Source organism: Embleya sp. NPDC020886, assembly GCF_044333915.1.
Classification (GTDB): domain Bacteria; phylum Actinomycetota; class Actinomycetes; order Streptomycetales; family Streptomycetaceae; genus Embleya.
This window is the reverse complement of record NZ_JBIRRX010000021.1, coordinates 99,442-116,300: the sequence shown is the minus strand read 5'-3', so window position 1 is coordinate 116,300 and position 16,859 is coordinate 99,442. Positions and strand designations below refer to the sequence as shown.

Annotated in this window: 11 protein-coding genes and 1 pseudogene; 1 reads left to right on the top strand and 11 read right to left on the bottom strand. The window is 71.5% G+C overall.

Translation table 11 applies throughout. The annotated features are described in order from the left end of the window. Nucleotides 1–441: 441 nt before the first annotated feature. Nucleotides 442–663 carry a hypothetical protein gene (locus ACH4U8_RS41975; protein WP_395783582.1) on the bottom strand — a complete coding sequence of 74 codons (222 nt, stop codon included), beginning with the start codon at nt 661–663 and terminating at the stop codon, nt 442–444. A 199-nt stretch (nt 664–862) separates the two neighbouring features. Further along, nucleotides 863–1,723, bottom strand: coding sequence for an EamA family transporter (locus ACH4U8_RS41970; RefSeq protein WP_395783580.1), 861 nt, complete (start codon nt 1,721–1,723; stop codon nt 863–865). Between the two features lie 171 nt (nt 1,724–1,894). On the opposite strand from ACH4U8_RS41970, the gene ACH4U8_RS41965 reads away from it, so the two are divergent. Beyond that, the gene (locus ACH4U8_RS41965; protein WP_360322350.1) at nt 1,895–2,503 is read left to right on the top strand and encodes a TetR/AcrR family transcriptional regulator; all 609 of its coding nucleotides are present in this window, start codon (nt 1,895–1,897) and stop codon (nt 2,501–2,503) included. A gap of 473 nt (nt 2,504–2,976) precedes the next feature. On the opposite strand, the pseudogene ACH4U8_RS41960 reads toward ACH4U8_RS41965, so the two are convergent. The 9 genes and pseudogenes from ACH4U8_RS41960 to ACH4U8_RS41920 all read right to left on the bottom strand — a co-directional run. Continuing rightward, nucleotides 2,977–3,150, bottom strand: a pseudogene (locus ACH4U8_RS41960) (respiratory nitrate reductase subunit gamma); the annotation flags it as partial. 29 nt (nt 3,151–3,179) lie between these two features. After that, complete coding sequence (locus tag ACH4U8_RS41955) at nt 3,180–3,785, bottom strand: dihydrofolate reductase family protein (RefSeq protein WP_395783578.1); 606 nt, start codon at nt 3,783–3,785, stop codon at nt 3,180–3,182. 313 nt (nt 3,786–4,098) lie between these two features. Beyond that, entirely contained in the window at nt 4,099–4,521 is a 423-nt protein-coding gene (locus ACH4U8_RS41950) for a hypothetical protein (RefSeq protein ID WP_395783576.1), read from the bottom strand. Nucleotides 4,522–4,851: 330 nt separating this feature from the next. Beyond that, nucleotides 4,852–6,006, bottom strand: coding sequence for an acyl-CoA dehydrogenase family protein (locus tag ACH4U8_RS41945; RefSeq protein ID WP_360324823.1), 1,155 nt, complete (start codon nt 6,004–6,006; stop codon nt 4,852–4,854). Beyond that, nucleotides 6,003–6,794, bottom strand: a complete 792-nt coding sequence (locus ACH4U8_RS41940; RefSeq protein ID WP_395783574.1) for an aspartate/glutamate racemase family protein — start codon at nt 6,792–6,794, stop codon at nt 6,003–6,005. The genes ACH4U8_RS41945 and ACH4U8_RS41940 overlap by 4 nt, the downstream gene beginning before the upstream one ends. 1 nt (nt 6,795) lies before the next feature. Continuing rightward, nucleotides 6,796–9,255: a condensation domain-containing protein gene (locus tag ACH4U8_RS41935; RefSeq protein ID WP_395783572.1), complete on the bottom strand. Its 2,460-nt coding sequence runs from the start codon at nt 9,253–9,255 to the stop codon at nt 6,796–6,798. Between the two features lies 1 nt (nt 9,256). Then, complete coding sequence (locus tag ACH4U8_RS41930; protein WP_395783570.1) at nt 9,257–11,089, bottom strand: amino acid adenylation domain-containing protein; 1,833 nt, start codon at nt 11,087–11,089, stop codon at nt 9,257–9,259. Nucleotides 11,090–11,115: 26 nt separating this feature from the next. Next, nucleotides 11,116–12,975 carry an asparagine synthase (glutamine-hydrolyzing) gene (asnB, locus tag ACH4U8_RS41925; RefSeq protein WP_360324053.1) on the bottom strand — a complete coding sequence of 620 codons (1,860 nt, stop codon included), beginning with the start codon at nt 12,973–12,975 and terminating at the stop codon, nt 11,116–11,118. Between the two features lies 1 nt (nt 12,976). After that, the gene (locus ACH4U8_RS41920; protein ID WP_395783568.1) at nt 12,977–16,858 is read right to left on the bottom strand and encodes an amino acid adenylation domain-containing protein; all 3,882 of its coding nucleotides are present in this window, start codon (nt 16,856–16,858) and stop codon (nt 12,977–12,979) included. Between the last annotated feature and the right edge of the window lies 1 nt (nt 16,859).

The following is a 16,859-nucleotide window of genomic DNA, read 5'->3' as shown; positions in this document are numbered from 1 at the left end:
CCACGGCCAGTGTGGCGGCCGATGTGTCCCTCGGCGCCGAACCGGCCCGTGCTCCGCCCCGATTGCCGGGCCGGGCCACCCGATCGGCGGCCTGCCGCGCGACACGAGCGGTGCATGCGGCGTGCTCCGGGGTCCCGTCGGCCGATCCGGGTGTCCGTCCGGAGCCACCGCATTCGTTCCGTGTACCGGCTCCACAGCGGGTCGGGGGCACGAACCCGGGCGGGTGGGCAACCGACAAGGGTCGGCCCCGACCGTGAAGGAACCCAAGGAGGCCGCCCTCCTCGACTACGCGCCCACCTGCGAACACGCCGTCGTCATGCGTGAACTCGCCAAGGAACTCGCCGCCTGAGCGCCGCCCGCGAGGACGTCTCCGCCGGCTTCGGCGACGACGACGAACCCGCCCTCATCCGCGCCGAACTCCGCCGGCGCAGGCTGGACCGCCTACGCGCCGGCCAGGCCGCCGACGACCACGGCGACGAGATCCCCACAACCGCCGCACCCGCCGTCACGGTCCACGAACCCAGCGGCGTCGTCACGCGCGAGGAACGCCTCGGATTCCGCATTGCCGACGCCGAACCCGCCGACAAACTCGGCCACTACGAGCGCACCATGGGCGATGCCCGGAACGCCGTCCAGGCCGCACTTCTGGCAGCCCACGAACATGGGTCCTCGTTGCCGGCCAGGCCCTGCGTTCCTGGACGACCGCGACCTGGTCGCCGACCGCGCGCTACGCCGATCGCCGCCGCCTCTTGGAGGACCTGGATCTGCGGGGCGCGCGCTGGTCGGCGCCGGTGGCGATCGTCGGCCACGGCGAGAGGGCCCTGGCGGCGACCCGGGACGCGGTTGGTTGTAGAGGGCGTCGTCAAGTGTTCCCGTCGGCCGACGGCGCTGTCCCCGCGCGCCAGGTGACCGCCGCACCGGACGCGACGATCAACGTGATACCGGCGAGCGCGGACGGGGGCAGGCCCTCGCCGAGGGCTATGACGCCCACCGGGGTCCCCGCCACAGGATCGAGGGCGAACAGGACTGCCACCACCGTGGCGCCGGCGAGTCTGACGGCGGTGAAGTCGAGAGTGAAGGCCAGAGCCACTCCGAGGACGCCGGACAGGCCGACCAGGGCCCACTGGCCTGCCTCCACGCGCGGCACAGCGGGCCCGGAGAAGGGCAACAACAACACCGCCGAAACCGCCACGGACAGGCCGAGACCGTGCAATCCCGTGTCGGCCCGGCCGACTCGCTGCGCGAACACGGTGTAGAGCGCCAACGCGAGTGCCGAGAGCAGCCCGAAACCGATCCCGAGCCACTCGACACCCCCGCCGGGCCGAGTGACCAGCACGACGCCCACCAGGCCGACCAGGGGAAACAACGCGTCACGCCGAGTCCGGACCGACGCGACCGCGACCGCGAACGGCCCCAGGAACAACAAGGCGGCCGCGACGCCGAGCGGCAGCCGGTCCACCGCACCGTAGAACGCCACATTCATGCCGGCCATCGCCGATCCGTACGCGAGGATCCCCGCCCATTCGCCCCGACCACGCCGCCGCACCCTCGGCCGCACCAGCACGCACAGGACGAGCGCGGCGGTCGCCTGACGCAGTCCCGCCACGGCCGGCACGCTCAACGCGCCGAAGAGCCCCGACGACAGCGCGGCCGAGGTCTGCACGCCCAGACAGCTGACGAGCACCAACACGGCGCCGACGAACGGACCCGGCCGAGCGGACACCGACCCCGACCTCCTCGTTCCCGATCCCGACCCTGCTCCTGCTCCCGCGCCTGTTTCCGCTCCCGAGGTGCCGGCCATATCCACCCCTCGGCCGGTGCGACGACCCGACCCGACATCGACGCCCTGCCACCGTAACGATCGTTTCAGTGTAACGAGCGTTATGGTACAGGCATGGCACAGGACTCCCGGCCCGACCCCGCCTTCGATCCCGCACCGAAACCCGACGCGCCCCCCAGAACCCGACTGCTCGACGCCGCCGACGAACTCTTCTACCGCGACGGCATCGCTCGAACGAGCGTCGACCGAGTCCTGGAGCAGGCGCACGTCTCGCCCGGCACGCTCTACGCACACTTTGGCGGCAAGGACGGTCTGATCGCCGCCGCACTGCAACGCCGCCTGGACCGCTGGGACCGGATCTGGCAGGAGGCCGTGAACGCCGCGCAGACCCCCACCGGCAAGCTGCTGGCACTCTTCGACGCCGTCGCCACCTACCGAAACCGCCACGTCCCCGCACGCGGCTGCGCCTTCCTCGCGACGGCCACCGAACTCCCGTCACCGGAGCACCCGGCCCATGCCGTACTCGCCGCAGAGTCGGCGCTGCTCCGCACCAGGCTGACCCTGCTCGCGAACGCGGTCGGCGGCCCGGCCCCCACCGCCCTGGCCGCGGATGTACTGCTCGTGTACGACGGCGCAATGGCCGGCCTGTTGCGCGGGTGGGAAACGGACCCGCTCGCCCACGGCCGAGCCGTGGCGGCCCGACTGATCGCGAACGGTCGCTGATCGCCGTTGTCGCAACGGACAACCCGGCGACGTTCCGCGGCCCCGGCCCTACCGTCGTCCGCGTGACCCCTGCACTGGTCCGGTGCCGGACGCGCGGCCGTTCGAGCCGGCCGGTCTGCCGAACCCTGCGGACAGTGGGAACCCCAGCGCCGCGGCTCTTCCCTACCGCAAGCCCGGGGCACAACAGGGCGGAGAGCGTGCGGCGCCGGGCGATCGAATACGTTCCGGTTCGAACGGCGCTGCCGTAACGTGTCCTTCCCGGGTGGGGACCGCCTGCCGAGTGAGGGATCCTTCGCCCGTGAGGCCGCGATTCCGATGGCGCACAACCCCATCCGGAGGGGCCCACGTGGCGGGTCGTGCCCGACGGGCGTTAGGAGTCCCTCCGCAAGCGACACCGGCTGGTGGTTCATTCGAGTGTGCTCCCATCCTCGTCGGGGAGCGTGCGAGGCCAACTGGGCGTCCCGGCTGCGGGAGACGATGTAGGAGCGAGTGAGGTGGCCCAAGGGAGCGGTGAGCATGTGGACCCGTCTGGTGAAGGACCAGACCGCGAACAGGACCGGCGCGCTGAGCGCGGCCAGATGGACGCCCCGGACGACACCGGCACCAGTGACGACTGAACCAGGCGCCCCACCCCCGGCCCCACCCATGTGCCGTCCGGACCGGCGGACGGGCGACGTCACGCGGGGACGCCGAGCGGCGGGTGTTCGAGCACGCGGGGTTTGTACTCGACCAGTTGGATGCGGCCGTCGAAGGTGCGGTGCTCGATCATCTCGAGGGCGACGTCCGGATAGCCGTCGTAGATGCGTTCTTCGCCCGTGGCCCCGGTGATCACCGGGAACATCACGACCCGGAAGCGGTCGACGAGTCCGGCTCGCAGCAGGGACCGGCACAGGCTGAGGCTGCCGATCGTGCCGAGGAGCCCCGAGCCACTCGACTTCATGGCGCGAACCGCCTCGACGGCGTCGTCGCGGACGAGCGTGGAGTTGGCCCACGTCAGCGGCTCCTCGAGCGAGGAGGAGAACACCACCTTGGACGCTTGCGTGAGCTCGTCGACGGACGCCTCTTCCTCGGCCCTGAACTCGTCTTGGCCTTTCGGGACCTCGCCGGCGGCGAAGCCCGACATCAGGCGGTAGGTGTTCGCTCCCATCAGGTGGGTGGCCTCGGGCTGCTCGCCGAGCCATGCGAGGTACTCCGGGCCCTCGAGGCCCCAGAACCCGGGCCATCCCTGTGCCGACGCGTGGCCGTCGAGGGAGGTGATGAAGTCGACGAGAAGCTCCGACATGGCGGTGTCCTTTCCTCGGATGTCACGAGCTTGGACCGACCGGGAGCCACAAACTCATCGGCCGCGCTGTGGAACGACGAGAAAACCCGTGACGCTGCAGCCGATCCGGTCGGCGGAGCGGCGGTGCTTCGGAAAACCCGGAGCCCTACTCGATTGCACCATGCACGCAGTCGGGTCGGCATCGTGAAGACAAGCGCCTCTACTCCTTCGTCGACCTGTAGACCGTCCCGGGGTCCGGTCGGCGTCGGCCCGGCTGCGCAGGAGACGACGCCGGGCGCCCGCTGCGCGGTCCCGGTGGCCGATCCGAGGCTCGTCATTCCCGCCGGGGCGCCGGCCGATCGAACCACTCCTTGGCGGGGGTGCGGGTGAGTTGGGTGGCGACCACGATGGCGCCCGCGATCTGGACCAGGCCGACGGATTCGCCCTCGGTCGCCATCCTGACCGCGGAGAGGAGCGTCAATGCCGCGCAGACGATCGCGGCCACGCGTGTCCTTCCGGTGCCGCGCGCGAATCGGAGGGCGAGCAGCGCACCCACGAGGGCGGCAAGCATGTCGCCCATCAGTCGTCCCGCACGGTACGCGTGGCTCTCGCCCTCGGCGTTCACGAAGACGAACACGCCGACGGCGAAAGCGATCGCGGCCATGGCGAACAGCCACCACCCGGCGATCCGCACCTGACGCGGCATGGTGGGCAACGGCATGGGACGCATGTCGATCCACGTCGGGGGCTCGGTCATCGGCACACCCTACGGCCCGTGCCTGGCAGGGAACAGCAGCCGGGCGGCGCCTTCTTCCGGGAGCTGAGCGGCGATACCGAGGACGGCGAACTCGCCGCCGCCCTCGACCGCGGACTGGGATAACCCACTCACCCCACCCGAGAAGGGTCGCGGTCGGACCGAGCGTGGCCGGCCGCGACGTTCCGGGCGGTCGGCGCAGCCTCGGACTCCCGGGGTCGGGCCGCGCGCGTCCGGATCCGATGACCGGCCGGCAATGGTGTCGGCCCTTCCCGAACTCGGGAGGTCGGCGAACCCGGAGATGACGCGTCGCGGCGCTGCCCGGCGGTGGGGTCAGGACAAGCCAAGGTGCCTGGCGATCATCATCTGTTGTACCTCGGTGGTGCCTTCGCCGATTTCCAGGATCTTGGCGTCGCGGTAGAAGCGGCCCACGGGGCTGTCGTTCATCACTCCGGAGCCACCGAAGATCTGGGTCGCGTCCCTGGCGTTGTCCATCGCCGCCCTGGAGGAGACCAGCTTGGCCATCGCCGCCTCCTTCGAGAAGGATTCGCCGCGCAGCATCGAGGCCGCAGCCGAGTAGTAGGCCAGGCGTGCGGTGTGGGCGCGCGTCTCCATGTCGGCGATCTTGAACTGGATCGACTGGTACGCGCCGATGCGCTGCCCGAACGCCGTCCGCTCCTTGGCATGGCGCACACACTCGTCCACGCAGCCCTGGGCCATCCCCGCTCCGACGGCCGAGATCGCGATCCTGCTCTCGTCCAGCACCGACATGAACTGCGCGATGCCCAGGCCGCGTTCGCCGAGCAGGTGCTCGGCCGGCACCCGGCAGTCGGCGAAACCGAGTTCGTGGGTGTCCGAGGCGCACCAGCCCACCTTGGAGTACGACGGTGCCACCGTGAAGCCCGGGGTGCCCGACGGCACGACGAGCGCGGAGATCTCCTTGGCGCCGTCGGCGCGGGTACCGGTCACCGCCGTCACCGTGACCAGGCTGGTGACGTCGGTACCGGAGTTGGTGATGAACGCCTTGCTGCCGTTGATCACCCATTCGTCACCGTCGAGTTCCGCCTTGGTGCGGGCCGCCGCCGTGTCGGTCCCGCCGCCGGGCTCGGTGAGCCCGAAGCCGGCGATCCGCTCGCCGGTGCACAGGGCGGGGAGCCAGCGTTCCTTCTGTGCCGCGGTGCCGAACCGATGGATGGGGATCGCGCCGAGCGTCACGCCCGCGGACAGTGCGACGGCCACCGAGCAGTCCACTCTGGCCAGTTCCTCGATGGCCAGACACAGGGTGAACACATCCCCGCCCATGCCGCCGTAGCGTTCCTCGAAGGGCAGTCCGAACAAGCCCATGCGGCCCATGGCGGCGACCAGTTCGTAGGGAAACTCCTCGCGTCGGTAGATATCGGCGATCACCGGAGCCACCTTGGCGCGGGCGAAGTCGGCGACGGTCTCGCGCAGCAGCCGGCGTTCCTTCGACAGGCGTGAGAGTGTCATCGTGCTCCTTCGGGGGGATCGGACGTGGACCCGGAGCCGGACCCGGCGACCGCCCGTCGGGCCGTCGACGAGAGCAGGCCCGGTGCGGGTCCGCGGTGGGCGTACAGGGCGTGCGCGCAGGCCGACGCGAGGGCGTCGACGCTGGACACCTGGAACTCCGCCGGCAGCCCGCTGTGCGCGTAGGCGAGCGGGAGTTCGGTACAGGCGCTGATCACCGGCAGGCACCGAATGCGCAGCAGCTCGTGGACCGCCGAACCCAGGGTCGTGCCGGCAGCCGGCAGCCGGTTCGCCTTCACCAGCACGGTGGCGGCGTGGATGCGCTGCTGGAGCGCCTCGTCGGGGAGCAGGAGTCGGTATCCCCGGTGCTGCGCATAGCGCTGATAGATGCCGCCGGCGACGGTACCCGCGGTCGCCGTCAACCAGGCCCCGTCGGGACTGGCGACCTCGGCGGCCCGCACGCTCGCCTCCACGATGTGCACCAGGGGCACCGGCAGTCGGCTGCGGAATCGATCGATGTAGACGTGCGCGGTGTTGCAGGGCACCGCGAGCAGCTCCGCGCCCCAGCCGGCAAGGGTGAACAGCGCCTGCCGGATCGGCAGGAGCGGTGCGTCGTCGCCCCTGAGCAGCGCGGCGGTCCGGTCCGGGATGCCCGGCTCGGACAGCATCAGGATCCGGGGGTGCTCCTGGTCGCTGCCGGCCGCGACGCGCACGGCCAGCAGCCGCAGGAACTCCGCCGTCGCCGCCGGTCCCATCCCACCGAGCACACCGAGGGTGCGTGAGCGCGCCACCTCAGCCGGCCTGCTCCCCGATCAGCCGCCGCGCGACGCGCTCGGGGATGTGGGCCGCCGCCAGCCGCGTGCCCACGGAGGCGGGACACCACCAGGTGAGCACGAGCTCGCCGGCGTCGACGACACCGGTGATCGTCGTATCGGTGTCGCCCGGGTGCCCCGGCCCGGCGAAGTCCCGCCACACCGTGTCGCGCAGCGTCCAGGCCACCCCCGACGGAAGCAGCGCGGCGGCCGGATCGCCGAAGTGTTCGTAGCGCACCGGGGCCGGCTCGGCCGCTCTCGCGACCCGTACGACGCTCGCTCCCCGCGCGAGCGGGGTCACCACCCAGCGGTCCGCTTCGGCCAGCGGTCCGATCACCCGTGCCGCGGGCCTGCGCGTGGTGTGGTCGAGGACGTCCGCGACCAGTCGCCCGCCGCCGAACTCCTCGACCAGCACGTGCGCGATCGCAGCGGCGACGTCGCGGGCCGTCGCCGCGCGCACCGGGCAGCGCGCTTCGAGCGGCTCCTCGGCGATCGGCTCGGGTGCGGGCGAACCCGGGAGGACACAGCCGGCCCCGGCGACCTCCGGGCCCGCCTCGTCCTCGACGCCGGCGGGCTCGGCCGGGTGGTCCAGGAACGACGCGGCAGGCGGCAACCGGACGTCCGAGCCCGCCTGGAGCTGTCCCAGCCCCAGGGCCAGGTCCGCCAACAGCACCCGCCAGGACTCGACATCCGCAGCCAGTTCGTGCACCACGACCAACAGACCCGCCGACCGGGTGCCCCGGTCGACCACCGCGGCCCGCAGCAGCGGACCCCGATCGACGTGCAGCCGGGCCCGCATCCGGTCGGTGAGCCGACGCAGCACCTGCCCCTGCGCGCCCGGGTCCTGGCCGGTGAGGTCCACCCGCGAGACGTGGACCGCACCGCCGAGGCCGCCCCGGGACTGCCGCCAGCCCTGATCCCCGTGGCCGAACCGCAGCCGCAACGCCTCGTGGTGCAGCAGCAGTTGCAGCCACACCCGCTTCAGGTCGGCGACCGGGAAACCAGACTCCGAGGTCAGGAACAGGGCTCGGGCCCGGTGCGCCGCCCGGACCGGATCCCGATCGAGAATCCGACGCTGTACCGGACGGACCGCGACCGAGCGATCGGAATCCGCGTCCGCGGTGACGCCCCCGCCCCGCGAGCCCGGGGCCTTCGGGCGGTGCATCCCGCGCAGAGCCCACTGATCCACGGCGCCCGCGACCCTGGGGATCTCCGCCACCTGCACCCACTGCGCCGGTACCAGTGCGGGCGGCAGGGCATCGGCCACCGCGGCCGCGAGCCGGTCGCCCGACGCGCTTCGGTCGGCGACGTAGTAGACCGCCAGCCGGGCGCCCGTCCGGTCGGCGTCGGCCGGGTCCGGATAGCCGATCCTGGCCAGCATCCGTTTCACCTGCGCGGTCTCCACCGGGGCCCGCAGCTCCGCGTCCGCCTCGGCGACGTCCAGATGCCCGAGCCGTACCTCCCAGCGGGTCGGCGCCTCGTAGTTGTGGAAACCGCGCTCCGCGGCGTGAACGTAGGTGCCCACATCGTTGATCATGCAGTTCGAGCTGCAGAACCCCGTATCGGTGGGCTGCGCCCAGAACGACGAGCGCTCGCGCAGGAAGGCTCGCACGTCCTCCTTCGTCACCGCCGAGTAGCGGAAGTAGTCGACGACCTGGACCGCGTTCACCGCGGCGGCGTCGACCGTGCCCGCGGCCCGGTGGTACACCTCCCGGCCCAGCCGCAGCTTCTCCTCGATCTCGGCCACGTCGAAGATGCCCTGCTCGTGGAACCAGGACAGCCGCTCGTCCATGATCTGGCCGCGGGAGAGCCCGGTGACCACCGTGGGGATGTCGCGCCGGTGCGCGAGTTCGGTGCTCAGGTCCAGGAGGGAGCGGAAGCACCCGTTGCACACGCTCTTGTGCTCCTGGAGCGAGTTCAGGAAGATCCGCTTCTGGTCGGCGTGGGTGGCGGTGACGTGTTCGATGCCCAGTTCGGCGGTGACGGTCTCGACGTTGCGCAGCGCGGTCCGCGAGATGAACCCGTTGTCGAAGGTGAAGGTCATCACCCGCAGACCCAGTCCCACGAGCTGGTAGAGCACATATGTGCTGTCCTTGCCGCCACTGAACAGCAGCAGGCAGTCGTAGTGCGATCCGCGCCCTCGCGCGGCCTCGCGCAGCCGCGGCGCCAGCTCCCGCGGGTCACGGAAGTAGGCGTGCATCGCCGATCGATGGGCGGCGTAGCGCGCGCACAGCGAACAGACGCCGTCCGGGTCGAAGCGCAGTCCCGGGTACGCGGCGCTGATCCCGCACCGGACACAGGCGCGGGCGCCCGCTGCCGCGGGGTCGGCCTCGTTGAACACGACGGCGCAGTCGAGGACGCCGTCCTGGTCCAACACGGCCGTCCGCACCCGGCGTTCGACGGACTCGATCTGCTCGGCGTCCAGCGGCTGGTCGGTCATGTCAGCTCCCGAAGAGGTCGTCGGCGTCGTCGTCGTCGGCGAGCAGCAAGCGCTCGACCAGGTTCGACAGGCCCTCGATCGTCTGGTTCGCCAGGAAGTCCGCCAGCGGGACGGACACCCCGAACTCCTCGGTCAGCCGCGCCAGTACCGAGATCACGGCCAGCGAGGTGCCCACGTCGAAGAACCGGGTGTGCACGTCGTCGACCGGGGCCGGCAGCGTACGCGCCCAGATCCCGGCGATCGTGCGTTCGGTGGCGGTGCGCGGTGCGACGGCGTCCGCGTCGGGTCGGGCGGGGGACCGCACGGGCACGGTGAGCGCCTTGCGGTCGATCTTGCCGCTGATGGTGCGCGGGATGAGCTCCAGCGGCACGATCACCGCCGGGATCGCGCCGTCCGGCAGGTGCGCGCGCAGATGCTCGCTCAGCCGAGCGCGAAGTTCCTCGGAGTCCGTCCCGGTGCCGGTCTCGACGAACGCGCACAGGTATGGCGGGGCGTCGTCCGGCTCGACCGACACGACGGCCGCCTCGGCGACCGACGGGTCCTCGCGCAGGAGCTGCTCCACCCCGTCCAGCTCCACCCGCACGCCGCCGACCTTGACCTGTCGGTCCCGGCGGCCGAGGAAGTCGAGCGTGCCGTCGGGCAGCAGGCGGGCGAAGTCCCCGGTCCGGTAGACGACTTCGTCGTCGCCGGGCCGGGTGGGGTCGGCGATGAAGGCGCGTTCGGTCTCCTGCGGCCTGCGGTGGTACCCGAGGCTGCGGTAGGCCGTACGCAGGTGAACCTCGCCGACCCGCCCCGGTGGTACCTCCCGGCCGCGTTCGTCGAGCAGCAGGACGGCGGTGTCGGGCATCGGGCGTCCGATCGGGACGGACCTGCCCCGGGCATCGGCGGCGGTGACGAAGTGGAAGGTCTTCGTCATGGTGGTTTCCGAGGGCCCGTAGAGGTTCAGCAGCCGGATCCGCTCGCCGAAGCGGTCGAACCAGCCGGCGGCGTCGGCGGGCAGCACGCGCTCGCCGGACAGGGCCACGCACTTCAGCGCCTCGAACCCCGGCCGGACCGTGTCGATCGCGCCCGCCAGGGCGCGAAAGACCGAGGGCACGCAGTGGATCAGATCGATCCGTTCCCGGTCCAGCCACCGGCACAGGGCGACCGGGTCGAGCCGGACGTCCTCGGCCGGCACGCATACCGTCGCGCCCACGCTCAACGGCAGGAGCAGGTCGCGCAGCACGGCGTCGAACGCGGGCGAGATCAGCTGGCCCACCCGCCATTGGGGACCGGCGCCGAGCAGCTCCGCCTCCCAGCGGATGTAGTGGTCCACCGCGCTCAGCCGGCCGAGGATCCCCTTGGGCCGGCCGGTGGAGCCGGAGGTGAAGAACAGGTAGCAGGGATCGTCCGGGGCCGGCACGTGGGGCGGGTAGTCGTCCCCGGGTCGGTCCTTGACCGTGCCGAGATCGACCAGGGTGGCCCGGTCGCACGTGTCGCGCACGTCCTCCGCGAGGTCGCCGTCGTCGGCGCCGACGACCAGGAGATCGGGGTCCGCCTCGCGCAGCATCCAGCCCAGCCGATCCGGCCGGGTGCCCACGTCGAGGGGGACCACCACACCGCCCAGCCGCAGGACGGCGAGCAGGGCCGCGGTCAGCTCGGCCCGGTCGCCGGCGAGGACCGCGACGACGGAGGCGCCGCGTGCTCCGCACCGATACAGCTCGGCCGCGACGGCGTCGACGCGTTGGTCCAGTTCGCGATAGCGCAGCGAGCCGTGCGCGGTCTGTACGGCGACTCGGTCGGGGAAGCGGTCGATCGCGCGGGCGACAAGCGACTGGATCGGTTCGAACGCCATTGCGGTTTCCTTTGCTCGACCCGCGTTCACACGTGACCGGGAAGGTTGAAGGTGTCCAGCAGAATTCCGAACGTCAGGACGACCAGCAACAGATCGTCGTCCAGGTGCGGATGCAGGTCGAAGCCCGCGTCCAGGCTGCGCGAGCGCAACTGCTCCACGACCGCCGGATCGAAGTAGCCCTGACGGGCGATGCGCGCCGGGGACAGCAGGTCGTCGACCCATTCGACGTTGCGCCGGAGCAGCCGAGGGCTCGCGGGCGCGCGGAACCCGTACTTCTCCCGGCGGATGATCTCCGGCGGGACCAGTCCCTCTGCGGCCTGTTTCAGCACGAGCTTCTCGCCCCGCGTGCCCACCTTGAGCCGGTTGGGAATCCGCGTGGCGAAATCGAGCACGGCGCGGTCGAGGAACGGGTAGCGGGCCTCCACGGAATTGGCCAGGGCCATCCGGTCCCCGTGGTCGGTCAACAGGTGGTCCGACAGCCGCAGGGTGAAGTCCAGATAGGAGCGCTGACTGAGCCGCGGCCTGCCCACCAGGCGCTCGTGGTCGACGACCGGGTGGTGCAGACAGTCGAACTCCTCGAAGGCGGCCCGGGCCTGCTCGGAGTAGAGCTCGAGCTTCGCGTCCCGCCACGCGTGGTACCGGCGCTCGTAGAAGAGCTCCGGGTCGCCCCACAGCCGGGCGCGAAGGTCGTCCTCGAAGGCGTCCTCCAGCGGATCGCCCGACACCACCGGGCCGCGCCCGCCCGCGTCGAACCGGTACCCGGGATACCCGCCGAAGAGTTCGTCGGCCCCCTCGCCGGTCAGGATCGCCTTGACGCCGTGTTCTCGCGCGAGCGCCGACAGGACCAGCGAGCAGGTGTTGTAGGTCTCCTTCACCGGGCACTCGGCATGGCGCACCATGCGCTGGAGTTCGGCGACGGTGTCCTGCTCCGTGAAGACCGCCTCGTGGTGCACGGACCCCACCTTGGTCGCCATCAGGCGCTGATACCCGGACTCGTCGATGGCCGCGTCGGGGAAGGTGATGGAGAAGGAGTGGGCGGGGGGTCCCGATTGCGACGCCAGCGCGCCGATCAGCGAGGAGTCGAGGCCGCCGCTGAGATAGAAACCGACCTCGACGTCGGCTCGCATCCGGAGCCGAACGGCCCGGGTGAGCAGTTCACGCAGGTGTTCCGGGTAGAACTCGTCGGGCCGGTGCGCGACGTCGTCGCGGGGGTAGTCCAGGGCCCAGTAGCACCGATCGGTGACGACACCGTCCCGCACGATCAGGTAGTGGCCGTTGCGCACGCTCTCGATGCCGCGGAACATGGTGCGCGGACTCACCAGCCCGGGGAAGGTGAGGACCTGGTCCAGACCGGTGAGGTCCACGTCGCGCGGTACGCCGGGGTGTTCCAGGATCGACTTGATCTCCGATCCGAAGACGAAGTGCCCGCCGGTGTCCGTGTAGTACAGGGGAGCGATCCCGGCGTGGTCGCGCGCGAGGAAGAGCTGTCGCCTGCGCCGGTCGTGGATCGCGAACGCGAACTGGCCGTTGAGTCGGGCCAACAGCTCGGGCCCCTCGTCCTCGTAGAGGTGCAGGATCACCTCGACGTCGCAGGACGACCCGAATCGGTGGCCCCGGGCGAGCAACAGGGCACGCAGCTCGACGTGGTTGAAGATCTCGCCGTTGCACACCATCGTGACGCTGCCGTCCTCGTTGGACATCGGCTGCCCGCCGCCGGCGAGGTCGACCAGACTCAGCCGGCGGCAGGCCAGCGCCACGCCGTCCTGGATCAGGGTGCCCGCCGCGTCCGGGCCGCGGTGCGTCAACGTATCGCTCATCCGCTCCAGTACCTCGGCCGTCGTCGGTCGAGCGTTGTGCAGGACCATGGACCCGGTGATGCCGCACATGTCAGATCCGCTCCTTGATCGCCGGCGACAGGGGCATCGTCGATCGCAACGCCCGGGCGAGGACCGGTCCGATCACGCGCAGCGCCGCGGGGCGCATCATCCGCAGGTGCTCGCTGTCCACCGGCACCACCGCGATGTCCCCGCCGATGCAGGACCGCCACCGTTGCCCGGCCTGCGTTCCTCGGCCGCCGGGCGCGGCCTCGAAGAGCAGCAGCGAGCCGTCGAAGAACTCCGGGACGATCCCCGGATCCTGCAGGAGGCGGATGTTGTTGCCGGTGGCCCGCAGCAGCGCGGCCACCGACTCCTCGTCCAGGGCCGCCATCGCCTCCCCGCCGTCGAAGGCCACCAGCCGGACGTCGGAGGGCTCTTCGGTGTCGCGATCGGTACGGGCGCCCGCCGGCCAGGCGTCGATGGCGGCGAGCAGAGCGACCGCATGCCCCGACGCGCGCAGTCGGACCGCGACGGCATGGGCCGTGGCTCCGCCGAAGGACCAACCGACAAGCAGATACGGCCCGTTCGGTTGCATGTCGACGATCCGCGCGCAGTAGTCCCGGACGAGCCCGGGGAAACTGCCGGCCAGGGCGGTGGAGCCGTCGAGGCCGCGCGCCTGGAGGGCGTACACCGGGTGTCGGGCCGGAATGTACGGCAGCAGGCCCGCGTAACTCCAGCCCAGGCCACTCCCCGGATGGATGCACCACAGCGGCCGACCCGTTCCGCCGCGTAGGCGGATCAGCGGGCCGAGCAGGTCCGCCGTCGCGGGCTGGTCCCGGAGCAGCTGCGCCACGGTGGGTCGCACGAACAACTGCTTCAGGGTCAGTTCCAGCCCCAGGGCCTCCTTGGCCCGGGTGAGCAACCGCGGCATGAGCAGCGAGTGCCCGCCCAACTCGAAGAATCCGTCGTCGATGCCGACCGTGTCGACGCCGATCACCTCGGCGAACACCTGGCACAGCGACGCCTCCGCCGGGGTACGCGGCGCCCGCCGGTCACCGACCGGTGCGTCGGTCTCCGGCAGCGGAAGAGCGGCGCGGTCGAGCTTGCCGTGTGGCGTGACCGGCAGTTGGGCAAGGACCACGACGGCCGAGGGGACCATCGGCGCGGGCAGTGCGTCGGCGAGGGCCGCCCGGACGGCTGCCGGGCTCACGCTCGCGACCGGACCGGTCGGGACGACATACCCGATCAGGCGTCTGTCGTCGGAAGAACGCTCGTGGACCACGACCGCGCACCGGGAGATCCCGGGCAGGGCCAGCAGCGCGGCCTCCACTTCGCCCGGCTCGATGCGGTGGCCGCGCAATTTGATCTGGTGGTCCGCCCGCCCGACGTATTCGAGTTCGCCGTCGGAGCGCAGGCGGACCAGATCACCGGTGCGATACATCCGGGCACCGGCCCGGCCGAACGGATCCGCCACGAAACGCTCGGCCGTCAGCGCGAACCGGCCCAGGTAGCCTCGCGCGAGGGCCGGACCCGCCACGTACAGTTCGCCCGCGACGCCGCTCGGCACCGGGCGCAGCCGCTCGTCCAGGACGTACATGCTCAGGCCGTCGTGGGGGCGGCCGATGGGAACCGGTCCGGGCGGTGTGGGCTCGCCCGGGTCGAGCCGGAACCGGGCGCAGTCCACGGTCGCCTCGGTGGGGCCGTAGACGTTGTGGACCACGACGTCCGGGTGTTGCTCCCGCCACCCGGCCAGCGACTCCCCGCGCAACGCCTCACCGCCGATCAGCAGGCATCGGGTCGGCGAGGGATCCACCGGCATCGCCGCCATCAGGTCGAGATGGCTCGGTGTGACGTCCAAGAGGGAGTGGCGGTGCGGGCCGGTGTGGGGCCCGGCCAAGTCGTCCAACCGCACGTGCCCGCCGCTCACCAGCGGGGTGTACAGGGCGGTCACCGTCAGGTCGAAGGACAGCGAGGTATGGACCAGGCTCGACCCGGACGCGCTCGGATACGCCGCCCGTGCCTGTTCCACGTAGGCGGCCAGGGAACGGTGTTCCACCACCACGCCCTTGGGGCGGCCGGTGGAACCGGAGGTGTAGATCACATAGGCGGCGTTCGCCTCGTGCGGCACACCGGCCCGCGCACTCGGGGTCGGTCCCGCTTCGGGCGGCGTATCCGCCGCCTCGTGCTGCCAGGCGGCGATGTCCAGAACGGGGACGGTGCCCGCCCCGGCCGGGCCGGCCGCGCTCCCCGTGGTGATGAGCAGCGTGGGCGCCGAGTCCGTGAGCATGAAGGCGATCCGGGCGGCCGGGTAATCCGGGTCCACCGGCAGGTACGCGGCGCCGGCCTTGAGCACGGCGAGCATGGCGACGACCGCGTCGATGGAGCGGGGCAGCAGCAGCGCCACGATGTCCTCGGCGCCGATACCCCGGCCGGTCAGCCATCGGGCCAGCCGGTCGGCCCGCGCGTTCAGTGCCCGGTAGGTCGTCCGTGCCTGCCCGGCGATCAGTGCCGTCGCCTCCGGAGTACGCGCCACCTGCGCCTCGAAGAGCCCGGGGAGCAACTGCTCCCGGGTTCGAGCCGGGGCCGGGCGGCACGCGCCGAGGAGGGCGCCGCGCTCACCGGGCCGGAGAATCTCCACGTCGCCGATGGAGCGGTCCGGGTCCGCAGCCATGGTCGCGAGCACCGACTCCAGTCGTTCGACCATGTGTTCGGCGGTGATCGAGTCGAACAGATCGCGGGCGAACTCCAGGCCGCCTTCCAGGCCGTCGGGGCTGCCGTCGCCGGTCTGTCGCTCCCGGAGGTGGAGTGACAGGTCGACTTTCGAGTCCGGGTTGTCGATCGGTTCCTCGGTGGCGGGCAGGCCCGGGAGGTACGGGAGGTTCGTGGTGCGGTCCTCCAGGACGAGCATGACCTGGAACAGCGGGTTCCACGCTGCCGAACGGGAGGGGGAGAGCACGTCGACGAGCCGTTCGAACGGCACGTCCTGACGTGCGTACGCCGCCAGATCCGTCTCCCGTACCCGGGCCAGGAGTTGCCGGAACGACGGATTGCCGCCGGTGTCGGTGCGCAGCACCAGCGTGTTGACGCACATCCCCACCAGATCGTCCATCGCCTCGTCGGACCGGCCGGCGACGGCCGAGCCGATGGGGATGTCGGTGCCGGCGCCCAGCCGGGTCAACAGGGCGGCGAGCCCGGCCTGCAACACCATGAAGAGACTGACCCGCTCCTGTCTGGCCAACTCGATCAGGGCCAGGTGCGTTCGCGGTGCGATCAGCATCGGGATCGTCTCGCCGCGATGGGAGGCCGCGGCCGGCCGAGGCCGGTCCAGGGGCAGCGACAGGTTCTCCGGGATGCCGGCCAAGGCGCCGCGCCAGTAGGCCAGTTGCTCGCTGATCAGACTGTTCGGATCAGCCTCGTCGCCGAGCAGTTCACGCTGCCACAGGGTGTAGTCGATGTACTGGACCGGCAGCGGATCCCAGCCCGGCGCCCGCCCCGCGCACCGCGCCCCATAGGCGGTCGCCAGGTCGCGCAGGAGTGGTTCTCGCGACCAGCCGTCCGCCGCTATGTGGTGCAGGAGGATCAGCAGGACGTGCTCGTCCGGTCCGAGCGAGAGCAGGGTGAACCGCACGGGTGCTTCGGTGGTGAGGTCGAAGACGTGCGCTCCCGCGGCTCGAAGGACCCCGGGCAGTTCCGGCGGCCGAATTCGTTCGACCGCCAGGACGGGCCAGGCCGCGGAGTCCTCCAGGACCACTTGGCGGGGGGCGCCGTCGGACTCGGGAAAGACCGTGCGCAGGCTCTCGTGTCTGGCCAGGACATCGGTGAACGCGGCCCGCAGCGCCGCCACGTCCGGCTCCCCGACGAGTCGGTACACCAACGGGATGCGGTAGCCCGTCCCGTCGTCCAGCTTGTTGAGGAACCAGATCCGGTGTTGCGCGTACGACAGCGGAATCATC

Coding starts and splice junctions, on each gene's coding strand:
- ACH4U8_RS41935 (WP_395783572.1), bottom strand. CDS start 9,255: ATGACCGACCAGCCGCTGGACGCCGAGCAGATCGAGTCCGTCGAACGC.
- ACH4U8_RS41950 (WP_395783576.1), bottom strand. CDS start 4,521: ATGACCGAGCCCCCGACGTGGATCGACATGCGTCCCATGCCGTTGCCC.
- ACH4U8_RS41965 (WP_360322350.1), top strand. CDS start 1,895: ATGGCACAGGACTCCCGGCCCGACCCCGCCTTCGATCCCGCACCGAAA.
- ACH4U8_RS41955 (WP_395783578.1), bottom strand. CDS start 3,785: ATGTCGGAGCTTCTCGTCGACTTCATCACCTCCCTCGACGGCCACGCG.
- ACH4U8_RS41930 (WP_395783570.1), bottom strand. CDS start 11,089: ATGGCGTTCGAACCGATCCAGTCGCTTGTCGCCCGCGCGATCGACCGC.
- ACH4U8_RS41945 (WP_360324823.1), bottom strand. CDS start 6,006: ATGACACTCTCACGCCTGTCGAAGGAACGCCGGCTGCTGCGCGAGACC.
- ACH4U8_RS41975 (WP_395783582.1), bottom strand. CDS start 663: ATGTTCGTGGGCTGCCAGAAGTGCGGCCTGGACGGCGTTCCGGGCATC.
- ACH4U8_RS41920 (WP_395783568.1), bottom strand. CDS start 16,858: ATGATTCCGCTGTCGTACGCGCAACACCGGATCTGGTTCCTCAACAAG.
- asnB (WP_360324053.1), bottom strand. CDS start 12,975: ATGTGCGGCATCACCGGGTCCATGGTCCTGCACAACGCTCGACCGACG.